At 76.4% G+C, this 15838-nt stretch carries 4 protein-coding genes; all 4 read left to right on the top strand.

Features of this window, described 5'->3' with window-relative positions; translation table 11 throughout:
* Positions 1-199: 199 nt before the first annotated feature.
* The 4 genes from GA0070618_RS30955 to GA0070618_RS30940 are packed head-to-tail and all read left to right on the top strand — an operon-like array spanning position 200 to position 15832.
* Positions 200-3658, top strand: a complete 3459-nt coding sequence (locus GA0070618_RS30955; protein WP_088984798.1) for a beta-ketoacyl synthase N-terminal-like domain-containing protein — start codon at positions 200-202, stop codon at positions 3656-3658.
* Entirely contained in the window at positions 3655-6813 is a 3159-nt protein-coding gene (locus tag GA0070618_RS30950) for a thioesterase domain-containing protein (RefSeq protein ID WP_088984797.1), read from the top strand. The genes GA0070618_RS30955 and GA0070618_RS30950 overlap by 4 nt, the downstream gene beginning before the upstream one ends.
* Positions 6810-10328 (top strand): non-ribosomal peptide synthetase, encoded by a 3519-nt coding sequence (locus tag GA0070618_RS30945; RefSeq protein WP_088984796.1) that lies wholly within the window; start codon positions 6810-6812, stop codon positions 10326-10328. The genes GA0070618_RS30950 and GA0070618_RS30945 overlap by 4 nt, the downstream gene beginning before the upstream one ends.
* 8 nt (positions 10329-10336) lie before the next feature.
* Entirely contained in the window at positions 10337-15832 is a 5496-nt protein-coding gene (locus GA0070618_RS30940) for a type I polyketide synthase (RefSeq protein ID WP_088985967.1), read from the top strand.
* Positions 15833-15838: the final 6 nt, after the last annotated feature.

Raw genomic sequence — 15838 nt, 5'->3', positions numbered from 1 at the left:
GGAGGGCTGATCGGACGGTTCCTCGTGTCCGACGTCCGACCTGGGGTCGGACCTTCGGTCCGACTCTCGATCGATGATCTTCCCGCCTGGTCGGCCCGGCCTATGCTGCTCTCTACTGTGGAAATCCTGGGGGGATCGATGAGTGCAGGCGTCGGACGCTGTGTGCGGGTGGGCCTACGGACGGTCGTCGCGCACTGACATGCCGCAGTCCACGATCGTCCACCGTTTCGTCGACGTCGCGGCGCGGCACCCCGACCGACCGGCCGTGCTCGGCGACCGGACGGTGCCGTACGCCGCGCTCCAGGGGCTGGCCGGCGGGTACGCCGAGGTGCTCACCGCCGCCACGGTCCCCGCCGGCGCACGGGTCGCCCTGCTCACCGCGCACGGCGTGCCCACCATCGCCGCCATGCTCGGCGCACTCGCCGCCGGCTGCGCGTACGTGCCGCTGGACCCGGGTTTCCCCGAGGACCGGCTGCGGCACGTGCTCGCCGCCGCGAACGTCGGGACCATCCTCACGGGCACCGCTGGGGAAGCACTCGCGCGCCGGTTGAGCCAGGCCCGCCCCGGGACCCGGGTGCTGGTCGCCGACGCTCCCGCCGCCGCGCCGCTGGCACCGGTCCCGGTCGACCCGGACGCGGTGGCGTACGTGCTGTTCACCTCCGGTTCGACCGGGGTGCCCAAGGCCGTCGGGCAGACCCACCGCAACCTGCGGCACGTGGTGGACAACCAGATCACCACCCTGGCCCTCGGCCCCGACGACCGGCTCAGCCTGCTCGCCTCGTTCAGCTTCGACGCCGCCATCCCGGACCTCTGGCCGGCGCTGCTCACCGGCGCGGCGGTCGTCCCGGTGGAGCTGCGCCGGCACGGGCTCGCCCACGCCGTCGACGAGCTGCTCCGGCACCGGGTGACCGTCTACCACTCCACCCCCACCGTCTACCGCTTCCTCCTGGACACCCTCGGTGACCGCCGGCTCGACCACGTCCGCGTGGTGCTGCTCGGCGGCGAGCAGGCCACCTGGACCGACGCGGCCCGGGGCCGGGACCGGTTCGGGGCCGACTGCGTGCTGGTCAACGGCTACGGCGCCACCGAGATGACCTTCGCCGCCCGGTATGCGGTCCCGCTGGCCGAGGCCGACGACACCCGCACCGGACCGCTGCCGGTTGGCCACGCCCTGCCCGGGTACGCCGTCGACCTCACCGCCGACGGCGAGATCGAGGTCCGCAGCGCACACCTGGCGCCCGGCTACCTCAACCTCGACAGCGACCGGTTCGGCGTCGACCCGGACGGGGTGCCCACGTACCGCACCGGTGACCTGGGCGAGCGGCTGCCCGGCGGGGAGCTGGTCTGCCTCGGCCGGCTGGACCGGCAGGTCAAGGTGCGCGGGCACCGGGTCGAGCTGACCGAGGTCGAGGCGCACCTCGCCGACGTCCCGGGCGTCGCCGCCGTCCGCGCCGTCGCCCGCGACGGCGAACTGCTCGCGTACGTCACCCCGGCCGGTGGGCCGGTGGACCCGGCGGCCCTGCGCGCGGCGCTGGCCCGGCGGCTGCCGGAGTACGCGCTGCCCCGGGCGGTCGTCGTGGTCGACGCGTTCCCGCTCACCGTGACCGGCAAGGTCGACGAACGCGCGCTGCCCGACCCGCCGGTCGCCGTGCCGGCGGGGGAGGAGCCGGCCACCCCGACCGAGCGCGCGGTGCACGACATCTGGTGCGCGGTGCTCGGCCGGACGGCGGTCGGCCGCACCGCCAGCTTCTTCGACCTGGGCGGGCAGTCCCTCCTGCTCGGACTGGTGCAGGAACGGCTGGCCGAACGCTTCGGCGTGCGACTGCCCATGCCCCGGCTCTTCGCGCACCCCACGGTGGCCGCGCAGGCCCGGCTGCTGGACGCCCCCTCCCCGGTCCGGGCCGCCGCCCTGCCCACCCCGTCCGCGCCGCCGGCCGGCGTCCGGGAACACACCGGCGACGAGATCGCCGTGGTCGGTCTGGCCGGCCGGTTCCCCGGCGCGCCCGACGTCGCCACGTTCTGGTGGAACATCTGCGCCGGGGTGGACGCCGTCCACGACCACACCGACGACGAGCTGGCCGCGCTCGGCATCGGCCCCCGGCTGCGCGCCGACCCCCGGCACGTGCGGGCCACCGGGCGACTGGCCGGGGTGGACGAGTTCGACGCCGACTTCTTCTCCTTCGGCCCCGACGAGGCGGCCCGTACCGACCCGCAGCACCGGATCTTCCTGGAGACCGCCTGGGAGGCCCTGGAGGACGCCGGGTGCGACCCGGAACGGTTCCCCGGTCTGGTCGGCGTGTACGCGGCCACCTCCGCGAACCGCTACTTCCTCTTCCACCTCATGGACAACCCGGCCGTGGTCGGCGACGTCGACCCGGACGACTGGGAGGCCCGGCTGCTCGGCCGGCAGCTCACCGACCACCTTCCCGGGCAGGTCGCGTACCGCCTGGGGCTGACCGGGCCGGCGGTGGCCACCCAGAGCGCCTGCTCCAGCTCGCTGGTGGCGGTCTGCCTCGCCGCGCAGAGCCTCGCCGACTACCAGTGCGACATCGCCCTGGCCGGCGGGGTCAACGTCACCTGGCCGCGTCACCGCTCCGGTGGGCTGGCCTCCCCGGACGGCCGGTGCCGGGCGTTCGACGAGGCCGCCGCCGGCTCCGGGTTCGGCTCCGGCGCCGGGGTGGTCGTGCTGCGCCGGCTCGCCGACGCCCAGGCCGACGGGGACCGGATCTACGCGATCCTGCCCGGCTGGGCGGTCACCAACGACGGGGCGGAACGGGCCGGGTTCGCCGTGCCCGGACCGGCCGGGCAGGCCGCCGCCGTGGCCGGCGCCCTCGCCGCCGCCGAGGTCGACCCCGGGGAGGTCCGTCTCGTCGAGGCGCACGGCAGCGGCACCCCGCTGGGCGACGCCATCGAGGTGGCCGCGCTGCACGAGGTCTACGCCGGCGCCGCACCCGCCGAGACCTGCGCGCTCGGCTCGGTCAAGACCAACATCGGCCACCTGGACGCCGGGGCCGGCATCGCCTCGCTGATCAAGGCGGTGCTCGCCGTGCAGCACGGGGTCATCCCGCCGAACCTGCACTTCACCCGCCCGCACCCGGAGATCGACCTGGCCGACAGCCCGTTCTACGTGCCGACCAAGGCCCGCGACTGGCCGCAGGCCCCGCGCCGGGTGGCCGGGGTCAGCTCGTTCGGCCTCGGCGGCACCAACGCGCACGTCGTGGTGGAACAGCCACCCCCGGACGAGCCGGCCGAATCGTCCGGCGGGACGTACCTGCTGCCGGTGTCGGCGCGTACCCCCGAGGCGCTGCGCGCGGCGCTCACCCGGCTGCGGACCCACCTGGCCGGCAGCGCCACGCCGCTGGCGGACGTGGCCTGGACCCTGGCCACCGGGCGGCGGGCGTTCGGCTGCCGGGCGCTGGTCGCGGCGACCGACCCGGCCGGCGCGGTGGCCGCGCTGGACGACCTGCTCGCCACCGGGGAGCGGGTGGCCGGGGTTCCGGCGGACCTGCGGGAGCGGACCGCCGGGTGGCTGGCCGGTGGGGACGCCGACTGGGCGGCGCTGCACCCCGACGGCGGCGGCCGACGGACCGGCCTGCCCACCTACCCGTTCCAGCGGCACCGGTACTGGATCGACCCTCCTCAGAAAGGCCAGCGGTGACCTGGTTCGCCTCCACCGGACGTCGTCCCCACGCGTCGGTGCAACTGTTCTGCCTGCCCTACGCCGGGGCCGGGGCCAGCGCGTTCCGCCACTGGCGGGACGCCATCGGCTCGGACGTCGAGGTCCAACCGGTGCAGCTGCCCGGCCGGGAGGCGCGGATCGCCGAGGACCCGGACTTCGCCGTCGCGGAGGTCGCCGAGGCCATCGCCGCACGGGCCGACCGGCCGTACGCCATCTACGGCCACTCGATGGGCGGCCGGCTCGGCTTCGACGTGGTGCGGGAGCTGCGCCGCACCGGCCGGACGCTGCCGGTCCGGCTCTACGTCGGGGGTGCCCGCGCCCCGCACGTCACCGACACCAGCCACTTCGACGGGCTCTCCCGGGTCGACGACGAGGAACTGCTGGCCCGGCTCCGCGCCGGCGGCGGTCTGCCCGAGGAGATCCTCGAACACCCGGAGCTGGTCGAGCTGCTGCTCCCCCTGCTGCGGGCCGACTTCAGCCGGGTGGACACCTACCGGTACACCCCGGAGGAGCCGCTGCCGGTGCCGATCGTGGCCTTCAGCGGCCGGACCGACCTGGCGGTGACCCAGGAGCAGAGCGCCGCCTGGGAGCGGCACACCGCCGCCGGCTTCGTCCTGCACGACATCGACGGCGGGCACTTCTTCCTGCACGACCGGCTCGCCGACGTGCTGGCCGTGATCCGGGCCGACCTGCGGGACGCGGCGGCCTCCCCGCCGCCCGCGCCCGTTACCCCGCTGCCCGCGAGCGCCTCCCCGCCGCCCGCGCGCGCCGCGGTGACACCGGCGGGCGCGGTCGGCGCGTCCGGGCCGGGTGCGCACCGGGTGCCGCTGGGCGACACGCACTGGTCGGTCTGGCGGGACTCGCTGCTGCGGACCACCGGTTTCCCGGCCGACGGACTGACCGCGCTCGCCGCCCCGAAGGCCGCTGCCGCCGCCGACGACCTGCTCGACGGCGGTCCCGCCGACCCGTTCGACACCGCCTTCGCCGAGGCGCTGCGCGACGGTGGCGACACGCTGCGGCGGATCGCCGCCGACCCGCTGGTGCGCGAGGCGGTCACCTGGCAGAACCCGAACGTCCTCACCGCCCTCGACGGGCTGGTCGCCGCCGGGCCCGACGCCCCCCGCAACGTCCGTCGCCGGGACCGGGAGAAGGCGTTGCTGCGCTACTGGCAGCGCTACTGCGGCAAGAACGAGACGGTCGGGTTCTTCGGACCGAGCTGCTGGGTGACCGTCGACCCGGACGCCGCGACGCCGCTGACCGCGCGGCCGGGTGAGCGGCTGACCCGCCGCCGCTGGGTGGCCTTCGAGTCCTGGGCGGTGGCCGCGTACGCCGACGCGCTCGGCCGGGATCCGGCCGTGCGGCGCTGGTGGCCGCCGATGCTCGCCGCCCACCTCGGCCTGGACGGCCGGACGGTACGCCGGCCGGGCCGCCCGCCGCTGGAACTCTCCACCGTGGAGGCGGCGCTGCTGGCCGCCTGTGACGGCCGCCGCCCCGCCGCGCACGTGGTCGCCGACCCCGACCTCGGTCTGCGCCGCCCCGACGACGGCTACGCCCTGCTGGAGCGCTTCGTCGACCGGGAACTGATCACGTGGGACGCGTTGCTGCCGGTCAGCCCGGCCGCCGAACGGGTGCTCGGCGCGCGGATCGACGCGATCGGCGACGAGCCGGCGCGCACCCGGGCCCGGGCCGGCCTGGACCGGCTGCGCGCCGCCCGGGAGGCGGTGGCCGCCGCGGCCGGCGACCCGGACCGGCTCCGGGACGCGCTGGCCGGGTTGGACGCCCTCTTCACCGAGCTGACCGGGCAGCCGCCCCGCCGCCGGGACGGGCAGATGTACGCCGGCCGCACCCTCTGCTACGAGGACACCAGCCGGGACCTCGACGTGGTGGTCGGCGGCCCGCTGCTGCGGGAGATCGCCGCACCGATGGCCGTGCTGCTCCAGGCGGCGCGGTGGCTGGTCGAGGCACTGCGGCGCGCGTACGCCGACGCGTTCCGCCAGCTCTACGACGAGCTGCGCGCCGACGCGCGCGGCGGCGAGGTGTCCCTGGCCGACCTGTGGTTCCTTGCCCAGGGGCTGTTCTGGGGCACCGGGGACCGCCCGGTCGACGCGGTGGCCGCCGAGTTCGCCCGCCGCTGGGCCGGGCTGTTCGGGCTGGACGCGCTGCCGGCCGGCACCCGCCGGCTCGACGTCGGGGTGGCCGGGCTCGCCGACCGGGTCGCCGACGTCTTCCCGGCCGCCGCGCCCACCTGGGCGAACGCCCGGCTGCACAGCCCCGACCTGCAGATCTGCGCGCGGGACGCCGAGGCGCTGGCCCGGGGCGAGTACACCGTGGTCCTCGGCGAGCTGCACGCCGCCTGGGCGTCGTTCGACTGCGAGGTGTTCACCCCGTCCCACCCGGACGTGGAGCGGCTGCGCGCCGCCCTCGACGAGGACCTGGGTGGCCGCCGGGTCCGGCTGCTGGTGCCGGACGAGTGGCCGCGCCGCACCAGCCGGGTCGCGGAGAGCCTGGTCGGCCCCGCCGACCGGCAGTTGGCCTTCGCCCCCGCCGCCGGGGCCGACCCGGACCGGGTGCTGCCCACCGTGGACCTGACCGTCGCCGACCGCGACGGGGAGCTGGTCGCGGTCGCCCCCGACGGGCGGACGTGGACCCTCGACGAGATCTTCGCCGGCCCGCTCACCATGCACGCCGTCGACGGTTTCAAGCTGGTCGCCGCCGCTCCGCACACGCCCCGCATCACCCTAGACCGGCTGGTGGTGGCCCGGGAGACCTGGCGGACCACGCTGGGCGGGACCGGCCTGGCCGACGTCACCGGCGAACGCGAGCGGTTCCTCGCCGTCCGGCGGTGGCGGCGCGAGCTGGGCCTGCCCGAGCAGGTGTACGTGAAGCTCGCCACCGAGACCAAGCCCTGCTTCCTCGACCTGAGCAGCCCGTTCTACGCCTCGGCGTTCTGCTCGATGCTGCGTACCGCCCGGAGCCAGGGCGGGGACGCGGTGTCGGTGACCCTCACCGAGATGCTGCCCACCCCCGAGCAGGCCTGGGTGCCCGACCACCTCGGCCGGCGCTACTTCAGCGAGTTGCGGCTGCACGTCGTCGACGGCGAAGCCCTCCCCACCGGATCCGGAGCCCCCCGATGACCCCCACCCCGCACCCGGCCGCCGCCCACGGCCCCGAACTGCCCTGGCCGGACGCGACCCTCGCCGACCTGGTCCGGGAGCAGGCCGCCCGGACCCCCGACGCCACCGCGGTCCGCCAGTGGGACGACCGGCTCACCTACCGCGACCTGGTGGAACGGGCCGCCGGGGTGGCCGCCGCGCTGCGGGAACGGGGCGTCGGCCCGGGCAGCCGGGTCGGCGTGTGCGCCACCCGCCGTCCGGACCTGGTGGTCACCGTGCTCGGCGTGCTGCTGGCCGGCGCGGCGTACGTGCCGCTGGACCCCGGTGGCCCGCGCGCTCGGCTGCGGGAGATCGCCCGGGACGCGGGCGTGCGGATCGTGATCGGCGACGCCGCCGGGGCGGAGTTCGGGGACGTCGCCGGGGTGGCGACCCTCGGGCTGCCCGGCCCGGCCCCGCTCACGCCCTGCCCGGCGCGTCCCGGCGACACCGCGTACGTGCTGTTCACCTCCGGGTCCACCGGTCGCCCCAAGGGCGTCCGGGTCACCCACCGGGGTCTCGTCGAGTTCGTCACCGGCTGGGCGGCGCGGACCGGCGTCGACGGCGGCACCCGGAGCCTGGCCAGCGCCTCGCTCAGTTTCGACGCGGCCGTCATCGACCTCTTCGTGCCGCTGGCGCACGGCGGCGCGGTGCAGCTCGCCGGATCCGACGACCGGGCCGACCCGCTCCGGTTGCAGCGTTTCGCCGCCGCGCACGACGTGACCTGGGGACTGCTCACCCCGACCGTGCTCGCCCTGCTGGACCCGGCCGCCCTGCCTGGCTGGCGGACGGTGCTCTGCGGCGCCGAGGCGGTCCCGGCCGAGCTGGCCGCCCGCTGGTCGCCGGGGCGGCGGTTCGTCAACGCGTACGGCCCGACCGAGGCGACCGTCGCGGTGGTGGCCGGCGACCTCACCGGTGACGAGACCGACCCGGTGCCGATCGGGCTGCCGCTGCCCAACCACCGGGTGTACGCGGTCGACGCCGACCTGCGTCCGGTCGCGCCGGGGGAGAGCGGGGAACTGCTCGTCGGCGGCCCCGGCCTGGCCGACGGCTACCTCGACCGGCCGGCGCTGACCGCGGCGGCCTTCGTCCCCGACCCCTTCTCCGGCCTGCCCGGCGAGCGGCTCTACCGCACCGGCGACCTGGTCCGGCAGGGCCCGGACGGCCAGCTGACCTACCTGGGGCGGATCGACCGCCAGGTGAAGGTCCGGGGTCAGCGCGTCGAGCTGGGCGAGGTCGAGGCGGTGCTCGCCGACCACCCGGCCGTCGACCGGGCGGCGGTGGAGGCCGTGGACGGTCCGACCGGCATCGAGCTGGTCGCCTTCCTCACCCCCGCCGACGCCCCCGGCGACGAGGAGATCCGGGACTGGGCGGCCGACCGGCTCACCCCGGCCATGCGGCCGGCCCGGCTGCTGCGGCTGCCCGCGCTGCCGGTCAGCCCGACCACCGGCAAGCTCGACCGGGCCGCTCTGCGCGAGCGGGCCGCCGCCGGTCGTCCCGCCCCGGCCGCCGACGGGGTGCTCTCCTCCGCCGACCCGGTCGAGGCGGCGGCGGCCCGGCTCTGGACCCGACTGCTCGGCGCCGTCCCCGGCCCGGACACCGACTTCCTCGCCGCCGGTGGCAACTCGGTCGCCGCGATGCGTCTGGTCGCCGCGCTCCGCGCCGAGCTTCACCGGCAGGTCGACGCCCGGGACGTGGTCGCCGCCCGCACCTTCGCCGGGCTGGTCGACGCGGTCCGCGCCGCCGCCCCGGCCGAGTCCGACGGGCTGACCACCGGCAACCCGCCGACCCTGTCCGCGCCGCAGCGCCGGCTCTGGTTCGTCGACCAGCTCGCCTCGTCCAGCGCCCCGTACAACATCGCGCTGGCGCAGCGGCTGCACGGTGCGCTGGACACCGCCGCGCTCGGGGCGGCGCTGCGGGCGGTCGCCGAGCGCCACGATGTGCTGCGCTGGCGGATCCTCCAGACCGCCGGGGTGCCGTACGCGGTCTGCGCCGAACCGACCGACGTGGCGGTGCCGGTGGTCGACCTGACCGGCGCCGTCGACCCCGAGGCGGAGCTGCGCGCCATGCTCGCCGCCGGGGCCGCGCACTCGTTCGACCTGGCCACCGGCCCGTCCTGGCAGGTCACCGTGTACCGCCTCGGCGAGCGGGAGCACGTCGTGGCGATCACCCTGCACCACTCGGTCTTCGACGGCTGGTCCGAGGCGGTGCTCTACGACGACCTCGCCGCCGCGTACGCCCAGGCGGTCGCCGGGACGGTGCCCGCCCTGCCGCCGCTGGCCGTCTCGTACGCCGACTACGCGGTCTGGCGGGTCGAGCGGGACCGGCGGCGCGGCGCGGCCGACGTGGCCTGGTGGAGCGCGCACCTGGACGGCGCGCCGACCCTGCTGGAGCTGCCCCGCGACCGGCCCCGCCCGGTGGCGCAGACCTACCTGGGCGCGGAGGCCGGGGTGACCCTCTCCGCCGAGGCGGACCGGGCGGTCCGGGCGCTCGCCGCGGCCCGGGGCACCACCAGCGCGGCGGTGCTGCTGGCCGGCTTCGGCGTCCTGCTCGGCCGGCTCACCGGCGGCGACGACCACGTCCTCGGCGCGGTGGTCGCCGACCGGCGGCTGGCCGCCTTCGACGACGTGATCGGCTTCCTGATCGACACCGTGCCGGTCCGGGTCCGCACCGGCGGCGGGGCCGACTTCGCCGAGCTGGTCGACCGCTGCGCGACCGAGCTGCACGAGGCCACCGCCCACTCCGGCGCGCCGCTGGACCGGATCGTCGAGGCGCTCGGCATCACCCGGGACACCTCCCACGCCCCGCTGGTGCAGGTGCTGTTCAACGTGCTCAACTTCGCCGAGCCCCGGCTGACGCTGGCCGGGCTGACCGGCGAACCGGTGCGGGTGGACAAGCCCGGCTCCCCGTTCGACGTCACCGTCTACGTGGTGGAGCGGGACGGGCGGTTCGGCGTCGAGGTGGTGTACAACCCGGACCTGTTCGACGCCGGGCGGATCGACGCGCTCCTGGCCGACCTGGCCGACCTGGTCGGCGCGCTGGCCGCCGCCGGGCACGAACCGGTCGACACGGTCGCCGTCGACCTGCCCCGGCCGACCGTCCGGGTGGCCCGGCTCGGCGCGATGACCGTGGCCGCCGGTGAGCCGTCGCGCGGGCTGCTGCCCGCCGGGCCGGACGCGCTGACCGACACCGAGGAGCTGATCGCCGGGGTCTGGCGGGAGGTGCTGGAACGCGACCGGGTCGGGGTGACCGACAACTTCTTCGACATCGGTGGGCACTCGCTCGCCCTGGCCGCCGTGCACGCCCGGCTGACCGCCGCCACCGGACGCTCCCTGGCGCTGCTCGACCTCTTCCGGCACCCCACCATCCGGGCGCTCGCCGCCCACCTCGACGGCGCCGTGGACCGGCCCGAGCTGGCCCGGGCCGCGCTCCGCGCGGCCGCCCGACGCAGTCGTACCCGTCGAATCCCACCCCGCCGCCCCGGCGGCGCCGCGGAATGAAGGAACCCATGGACAACCCGCTTACATCCGCCCTTCCCGGCGAGGACGACGGCGTCGAGCCGATCGCGATCGTCGGCCTGGCCGCCCGCCTGCCCGGCGCGGCGGACGTGCACGAGTTCTGGCGCAACCTGGTCGACGGGGTGGAGTCGGTGACGACCTTCACCCGCGAGGAGCAGCTCGCCCGGGGCGCGACCGTCGAGGAGGTCGACGACCCGAGCTGGGTGCACAAGGCCCCGGTGCTGGAGGCGTTCGACGAGTTCGACGCCGGACTGTTCGGGATGACCGCCCGGGAGACCGAGATCACCGACCCGCAGCACCGGATCTTCCTGGAGTCCTGCTACACCGCGTTGCAGGACGCCGGTTACGACCCGGCCCGCTACGACGGCACGATCGGCGTGTACGCCGGCACCGGCGGCAACCTCTACCTGCAACGGCACGTGTCCCAGAACAAGCGGGTCGGCGGGGCGGTGCACTCGGCGGTCTCGGTGGCCACCGGCAACTCGCCGAACTACGTGGCGACGAACGTGTCGTACCGGCTGGACCTGCGGGGGCCGAGCCTGACCGTGCACACCGCCTGCTCCACCTCGCTGGTCGCGTTCCACCTGGCCTGCGAGTCGCTGCGCAACGGCGAGTGCGACACCGCCCTGGCCGGCGGGGTCAACGTGGAGCTGCCGCACGGCGTCGGCTTCATGGGCATGGAGGGCTTCACCTCGCCGGACGGGCGGTGCCGGCCGTTCGACGCAGAGGCCAACGGGACGGTGTGGGGCAGCGGTGTCGGGGTCACCGTCCTCAAGCGTCTCTCCGACGCGGTCGCCGACGGCGACACCATCCGCGCGGTGGTCCTCGGCAACGCGATCAACAACGACGGGGCCGGCAAGGTCGGCTTCACCGCGCCCAGCGTGGACGGGCAGATGGAGGCCGTCGCCCAGGCCGTCGCGCTGGCCGGCGTCGACCCGCGCACCATCACCTACGTCGAGGCGCACGGCACCGGGACCGCGATGGGTGACCCGATCGAGGTCGCCGCCCTCTCCGCCGTGTACGGCCGGGACACCGACGAGCGCGGCTGGTGCGGCATCGGCTCGGTCAAGTCCAACATCGGCCACCTGAGCCAGCCCTCCGGCATCGTCAGCGTGATCAAGACGGTGCTGGCCATGGAACACGGGCTGATCCCGCCGACCATCAACTACGAGACCCCGAACCCGGCGATCGACTTCGCCGACACGCCGTTCTACGTGACCAACACGCTCACCAAGTGGGACGACGATGCCGGCCCGCGCCGGGCCGGGGTCAGCTCCTTCGGCATCGGCGGCACCAACGCGCACGTGGTGCTCCAGGAGGCCCCGTCGGCGCACCGGGTCGACCGGCGGACGCGTCCGGCCCACCTGCTGCACGTGTCGGCGAAGACCCCGACCGCGCTGGACACCGCCCTCGCCCGGCTCGCCGACCACCTGGCGCAGACCACCGACGGCGGTCCGGAACTGCTCGCCGACGTCGCGCACACCCTGCGGGTCGGCCGGCAGGATTACCCGCACCGGGCCACCGTGGTCGCCAGCGACCTGCCCGACGCGGTGACCGCCCTGCGCACCCCGCGCCGCCGGCAGGGCGGCGTGGCCGACGGCGCGACGCCCCGGGTGACGTTCCTCTTCTCCGGGCAGGGCGCCCAGTACGCGGGCATGGGGGCCCAGCTCTACGCCGAGGAGCCGGCCTTCGCCGCCACCGTGGACGAGTGCGCCGAGCTGCTCCGCCCCGAACTGGGCCTGGACCTGCGCGACCTGATCCTCGGCCGGGTCCCCGACGCGGCGGAGAAGCTCACCGAGACCCGCTACACCCAGCCGGCCCTGTTCGTCGTCGAGTACGCCCTGGCGGCGCTCTGGCAGCGCGCCGGGGTCCGGCCGGCGGCGATGATCGGTCACTCCATCGGCGAGTACGTCGCCGCGACCGTGGCCGGGGTGCTCACGCTCCCCGACGCGCTGCGCGTGGTCGCCGCCCGGGGCCGGCTGATGCAGTCGCTGCCCGCCGGCGCGATGCTCGCGGTCAGCCTGGACGAGTCGGTGGTCGCCGACTCCCTCCCCGACGGGCTGGCGATCGCCACCGTCAACGGTCCGGGCACCTGCGTGGTCGCCGGGCCGGTCGACGCGGTCGCCGCGTACGCCGAGACCCGCCGGGGCAAGTGCAAGCCGCTGCGCACCTCGCACGCCTTCCACTCGCCGATGACCGAGCCCATCCTCGCCGAGTTCGCCGCTCTGATGGCCACCGTGGCGCTGCGGAAGCCGACCGTGCCGTTCCTGTCCAACGTCACCGGCACCTGGATCACCGACGCGCAGGCCACCGACCCGGCCTACTGGGCGGCGCACCTGCGCCAGCCGGTCCGCTTCGGCGCGTGCGTGGCCACCCTGCTCGCCGAGGGCGTCTGGTCGCTGGTGGAGTGTGGCCCGGGGAAGCAGCTGGCGAACCTGGCCCGCATGCAGGTCGCCAAGGCGTCGCCGGAGCAGCGGGTGCTCACCCCGCTGGGCAGCCTGCCCGGACCGACCGAGGACACCGGCGACCTGGCCACCTTCCTCGCCACCGCCGGCGCGCTCTGGTGCACCGGCATCGGGGTGCGCCTCGACCCGGACCCGGCCGCCCGGCGGGTGCCGCTGCCGACGTACCCGTTCGAGCGGAAGCGGTACTGGATCGACCCCGACCCGGTGGCACCGGCCGCCGAGGCGGAACCGACCGGCCCCCGGCCACTGCCGGAGTGGTTCGCCGTGCCGGTGTGGCGGCAGGCCGCGCCGGAACCGCGCCGTATCCCGCTCGGCCGGTGCCTGGTGCTGGTCGACGGCCCGCGCGGGGAGGCGCTGCTCGCGGCGTTGCGCGCCGACGGGGCCGACCCGGTGGTGGTGCGCGCCGGGGACGACTTCGCCGCGACCGCCGACGGGTTCCGGCTGCGTCCCGGCGTCCGCGCCGACCACGACGCGCTGGTCGCCGCGCTCGGCGCGGACCTGCCCGGCCGTCTCGTCCACGCGTTCACCCTGGACGGCGCGCCGACCGGCACCGACCTCGACGCCACCGCCGCCGCCCTGGACCGGGGCTTCTTCGACGCCCTGCACCTGGTGCAGGCGCTCGCCGGGGCCGGCTCGACCACCGAGGAGCATCCCCGCGCCCTCGACCTGGTCACCGCCGGCATCGGCGACGTGACCGGCTCCGACCTGACCCGCCCCGAGCACGCCACCCTGGTCGGTCTGGCCCGGGTCCTCCCGGTCGAGCTGCCCGGCCTGACCGTCCGGCTCGTCGACGCGGACCCGGCGGCCACCGACGCCACCGCGCTCGCCGCCGAGCTGCGTCGCCCGACGGGGGCGGTCACCGAGGTGGCGCTGCGCGGCACCCGGCGCTGGGTCACCGACTACGAGCAGGTCACCCTCGACGCCGAACCGGCGTCCACCGGAGCACCGGGCGACGGGGCCGGCACGGCGCTCCGCGACGGCGGCCGGTACGTCATCACCGGTGGCCTGGGCGGCATCGGCATCACCCTGGCCGAGGACCTGGCTCGCCGCGCCCGCGCGAAGCTGGTGCTGCTGGCCCGCTCCGGCCTGCCGCCGCGCGAGGCGTGGGACGACCACCTCGCCGTGCACGGCGACGACCGGGCCGGCCGGGCCATCGCCGCGATCCGCCGGATGGAGGCGGCCGGCGCGCAGGTGCTCGTCCTCGCCGCCGACGTCACCGACCCGGCCGACCTGCGTCGGGTCCGCGCCGCCGCTGAGGAGGCGTACGGCGGGATCGACGGCATCGTGCACGCCGCCGGCCTGCCCGGCGGGGGCATGGCCGAGGTCAAGGAACGCGCCGAAGCGGAGCGGGTGCTCGCCCCGAAGGTCGCCGGCACGCTCGCCCTGGCCCAGGTCTTCGGTGACCTGCCGCTGGACTTCGTGGTGCTCTGCTCGTCGATCACCGCGGTGGTCGGCGGCTTCGGCCAGGTCGACTACTGCGCGGCCAACAACGCCCTGGACGCGTACGCCCGCTCCGGGCTGGGCTGGCGCGCGCCGGTGCTGTCGCAGAACTGGGGCGGCTGGGCCGAGGTCGGCATGGCCGTCGAGACGAACGCCCCGGCCGGGTTCCGGGCGGTGGCCCGCGAGACGGTCACCAGCCCGGTCGACCACCCGGTGCTCACCACCCGGGTCACCGGGGCGACGGAGACCGTGCTGCACGGTCTGGTCTCCGCCGGCACCCACTGGCTGCTCGACGAGCACCGCATCGGCGGGGTGCCGGTGGTGCCCGGCACCGCCCACCTGGAGTCGGTCCGCGCCGCCGTGGTCGCCGCGCTGCCCGCTCCCGGCGACGACGCCCTGGTGGAGCTGCGGGACGTGGTCTTCCTGGAGCCGTTCCCGGTGCCCGACGGCACGGTCGCGCAGTACCGGGTCGAGCTGACCGGCACCGACGAGGGGGTGGACTTCGCGGTCCGCAGCCTCGCCGCCGGTGAGTTGCGCACCCACGTGCGGGGCTCGGCCGGGTGGACCACCGAGCCCGCGCCGCCGGCCCGGGACCTGGCCACGGTGACGGCTGCCTGCCGGCGGATCGACGACGACTCGTCCTTCGGCCGGGGCCGCACCAGCATGCTCACCTTCGGACCCCGCTGGGGCTCGCTGCGCGAGCACCACCTCGGCGCCGGCGAGGAGCTGGCCCGGATCGAGGCCCCGGCGGCGGCCCGGGACGACCTGTCCGCCTGGGGGCTGCACCCGGCGCTGCTGGACGTGGCGACCGCCTTCGGTCGAGGGCGTGGCTCCGGCACCTACCTGCCGCTGTCGTACGGGCGGATCGTGGTGCGCGGCCCGCTGCCGGCGATCTTCGCGAGCCACCTGCGCTACCGCGACGGCGACACCGACGAGGTGGTCGCCGCCGACCTCTCCCTCGTCGACCCGGACGGGCGGGAGATCGTGTCCATCAGCGACTTCGTGCTGCGCCGGGTGGACCAGGACGCGGTCACCGGCGGGCTCGCCACGCCGGTGCCGACGGCCACCGGGCCGGCCGCCGGCGCGACCGAGGACATCCGCCCGGTCGACGGGGCCGAGGCGTTCCGCCGCAGCCTCGCCGCCGGTCTCGGCGCTCAGGTGGTCATCGCCACGCGCACGGTCGCCGACATCCGGCGGCGGGCCGCCCGGATGACCACCGGCAGCCTCGCCGACGAGGCGGAGCCGACCACCTCGACGTCCACCACCGTCGCCGGCACGTCCACCCCGCCCCGCACCGAGCTGGAGGCGGTCATCGCCGCCGTCTGGCGGGACAACCTCGGCGTGGACTCCGTCGGCGTGGACGACGACTTCTTCGCCCTCGGCGGCAACTCGCTGGTCGCGGTGCAGCTCATCGCGGCGATGCGCAAGGCCACCGGGGTCCGCCTGCCGATGCGCAGCCTCTTCGAGACGCCCACCGTGGCGGGCCTGGCGGCCCGGATCGAGGAGCAGCGCGCGGCGGCCCCCACCGAGGAACCCGCCGCGCCGACCATCCCGGCCATCCCCCGACTGCCCCGCGCCTGACGACGC

It is taken from the genome of Micromonospora echinospora (assembly GCF_900091495.1).
GTDB classification, from domain to species: domain Bacteria; phylum Actinomycetota; class Actinomycetes; order Mycobacteriales; family Micromonosporaceae; genus Micromonospora; species Micromonospora echinospora.
Note: the sequence above shows the minus strand (reverse complement) of the source record. Positions and strands in the feature narration are given on the sequence as shown.

Excerpts from the sequence above, each read along its gene's own strand:
- GA0070618_RS30955 (WP_088984798.1), top strand. The coding sequence starts at position 200 with ATGCCGCAGTCCACGATCGTCCACCGTTTCGTCGACGTCGCGGCGCGG.
- GA0070618_RS30945 (WP_088984796.1), top strand. The coding sequence starts at position 6,810 with ATGACCCCCACCCCGCACCCGGCCGCCGCCCACGGCCCCGAACTGCCC.
- GA0070618_RS30940 (WP_088985967.1), top strand. The coding sequence starts at position 10,337 with ATGGACAACCCGCTTACATCCGCCCTTCCCGGCGAGGACGACGGCGTC.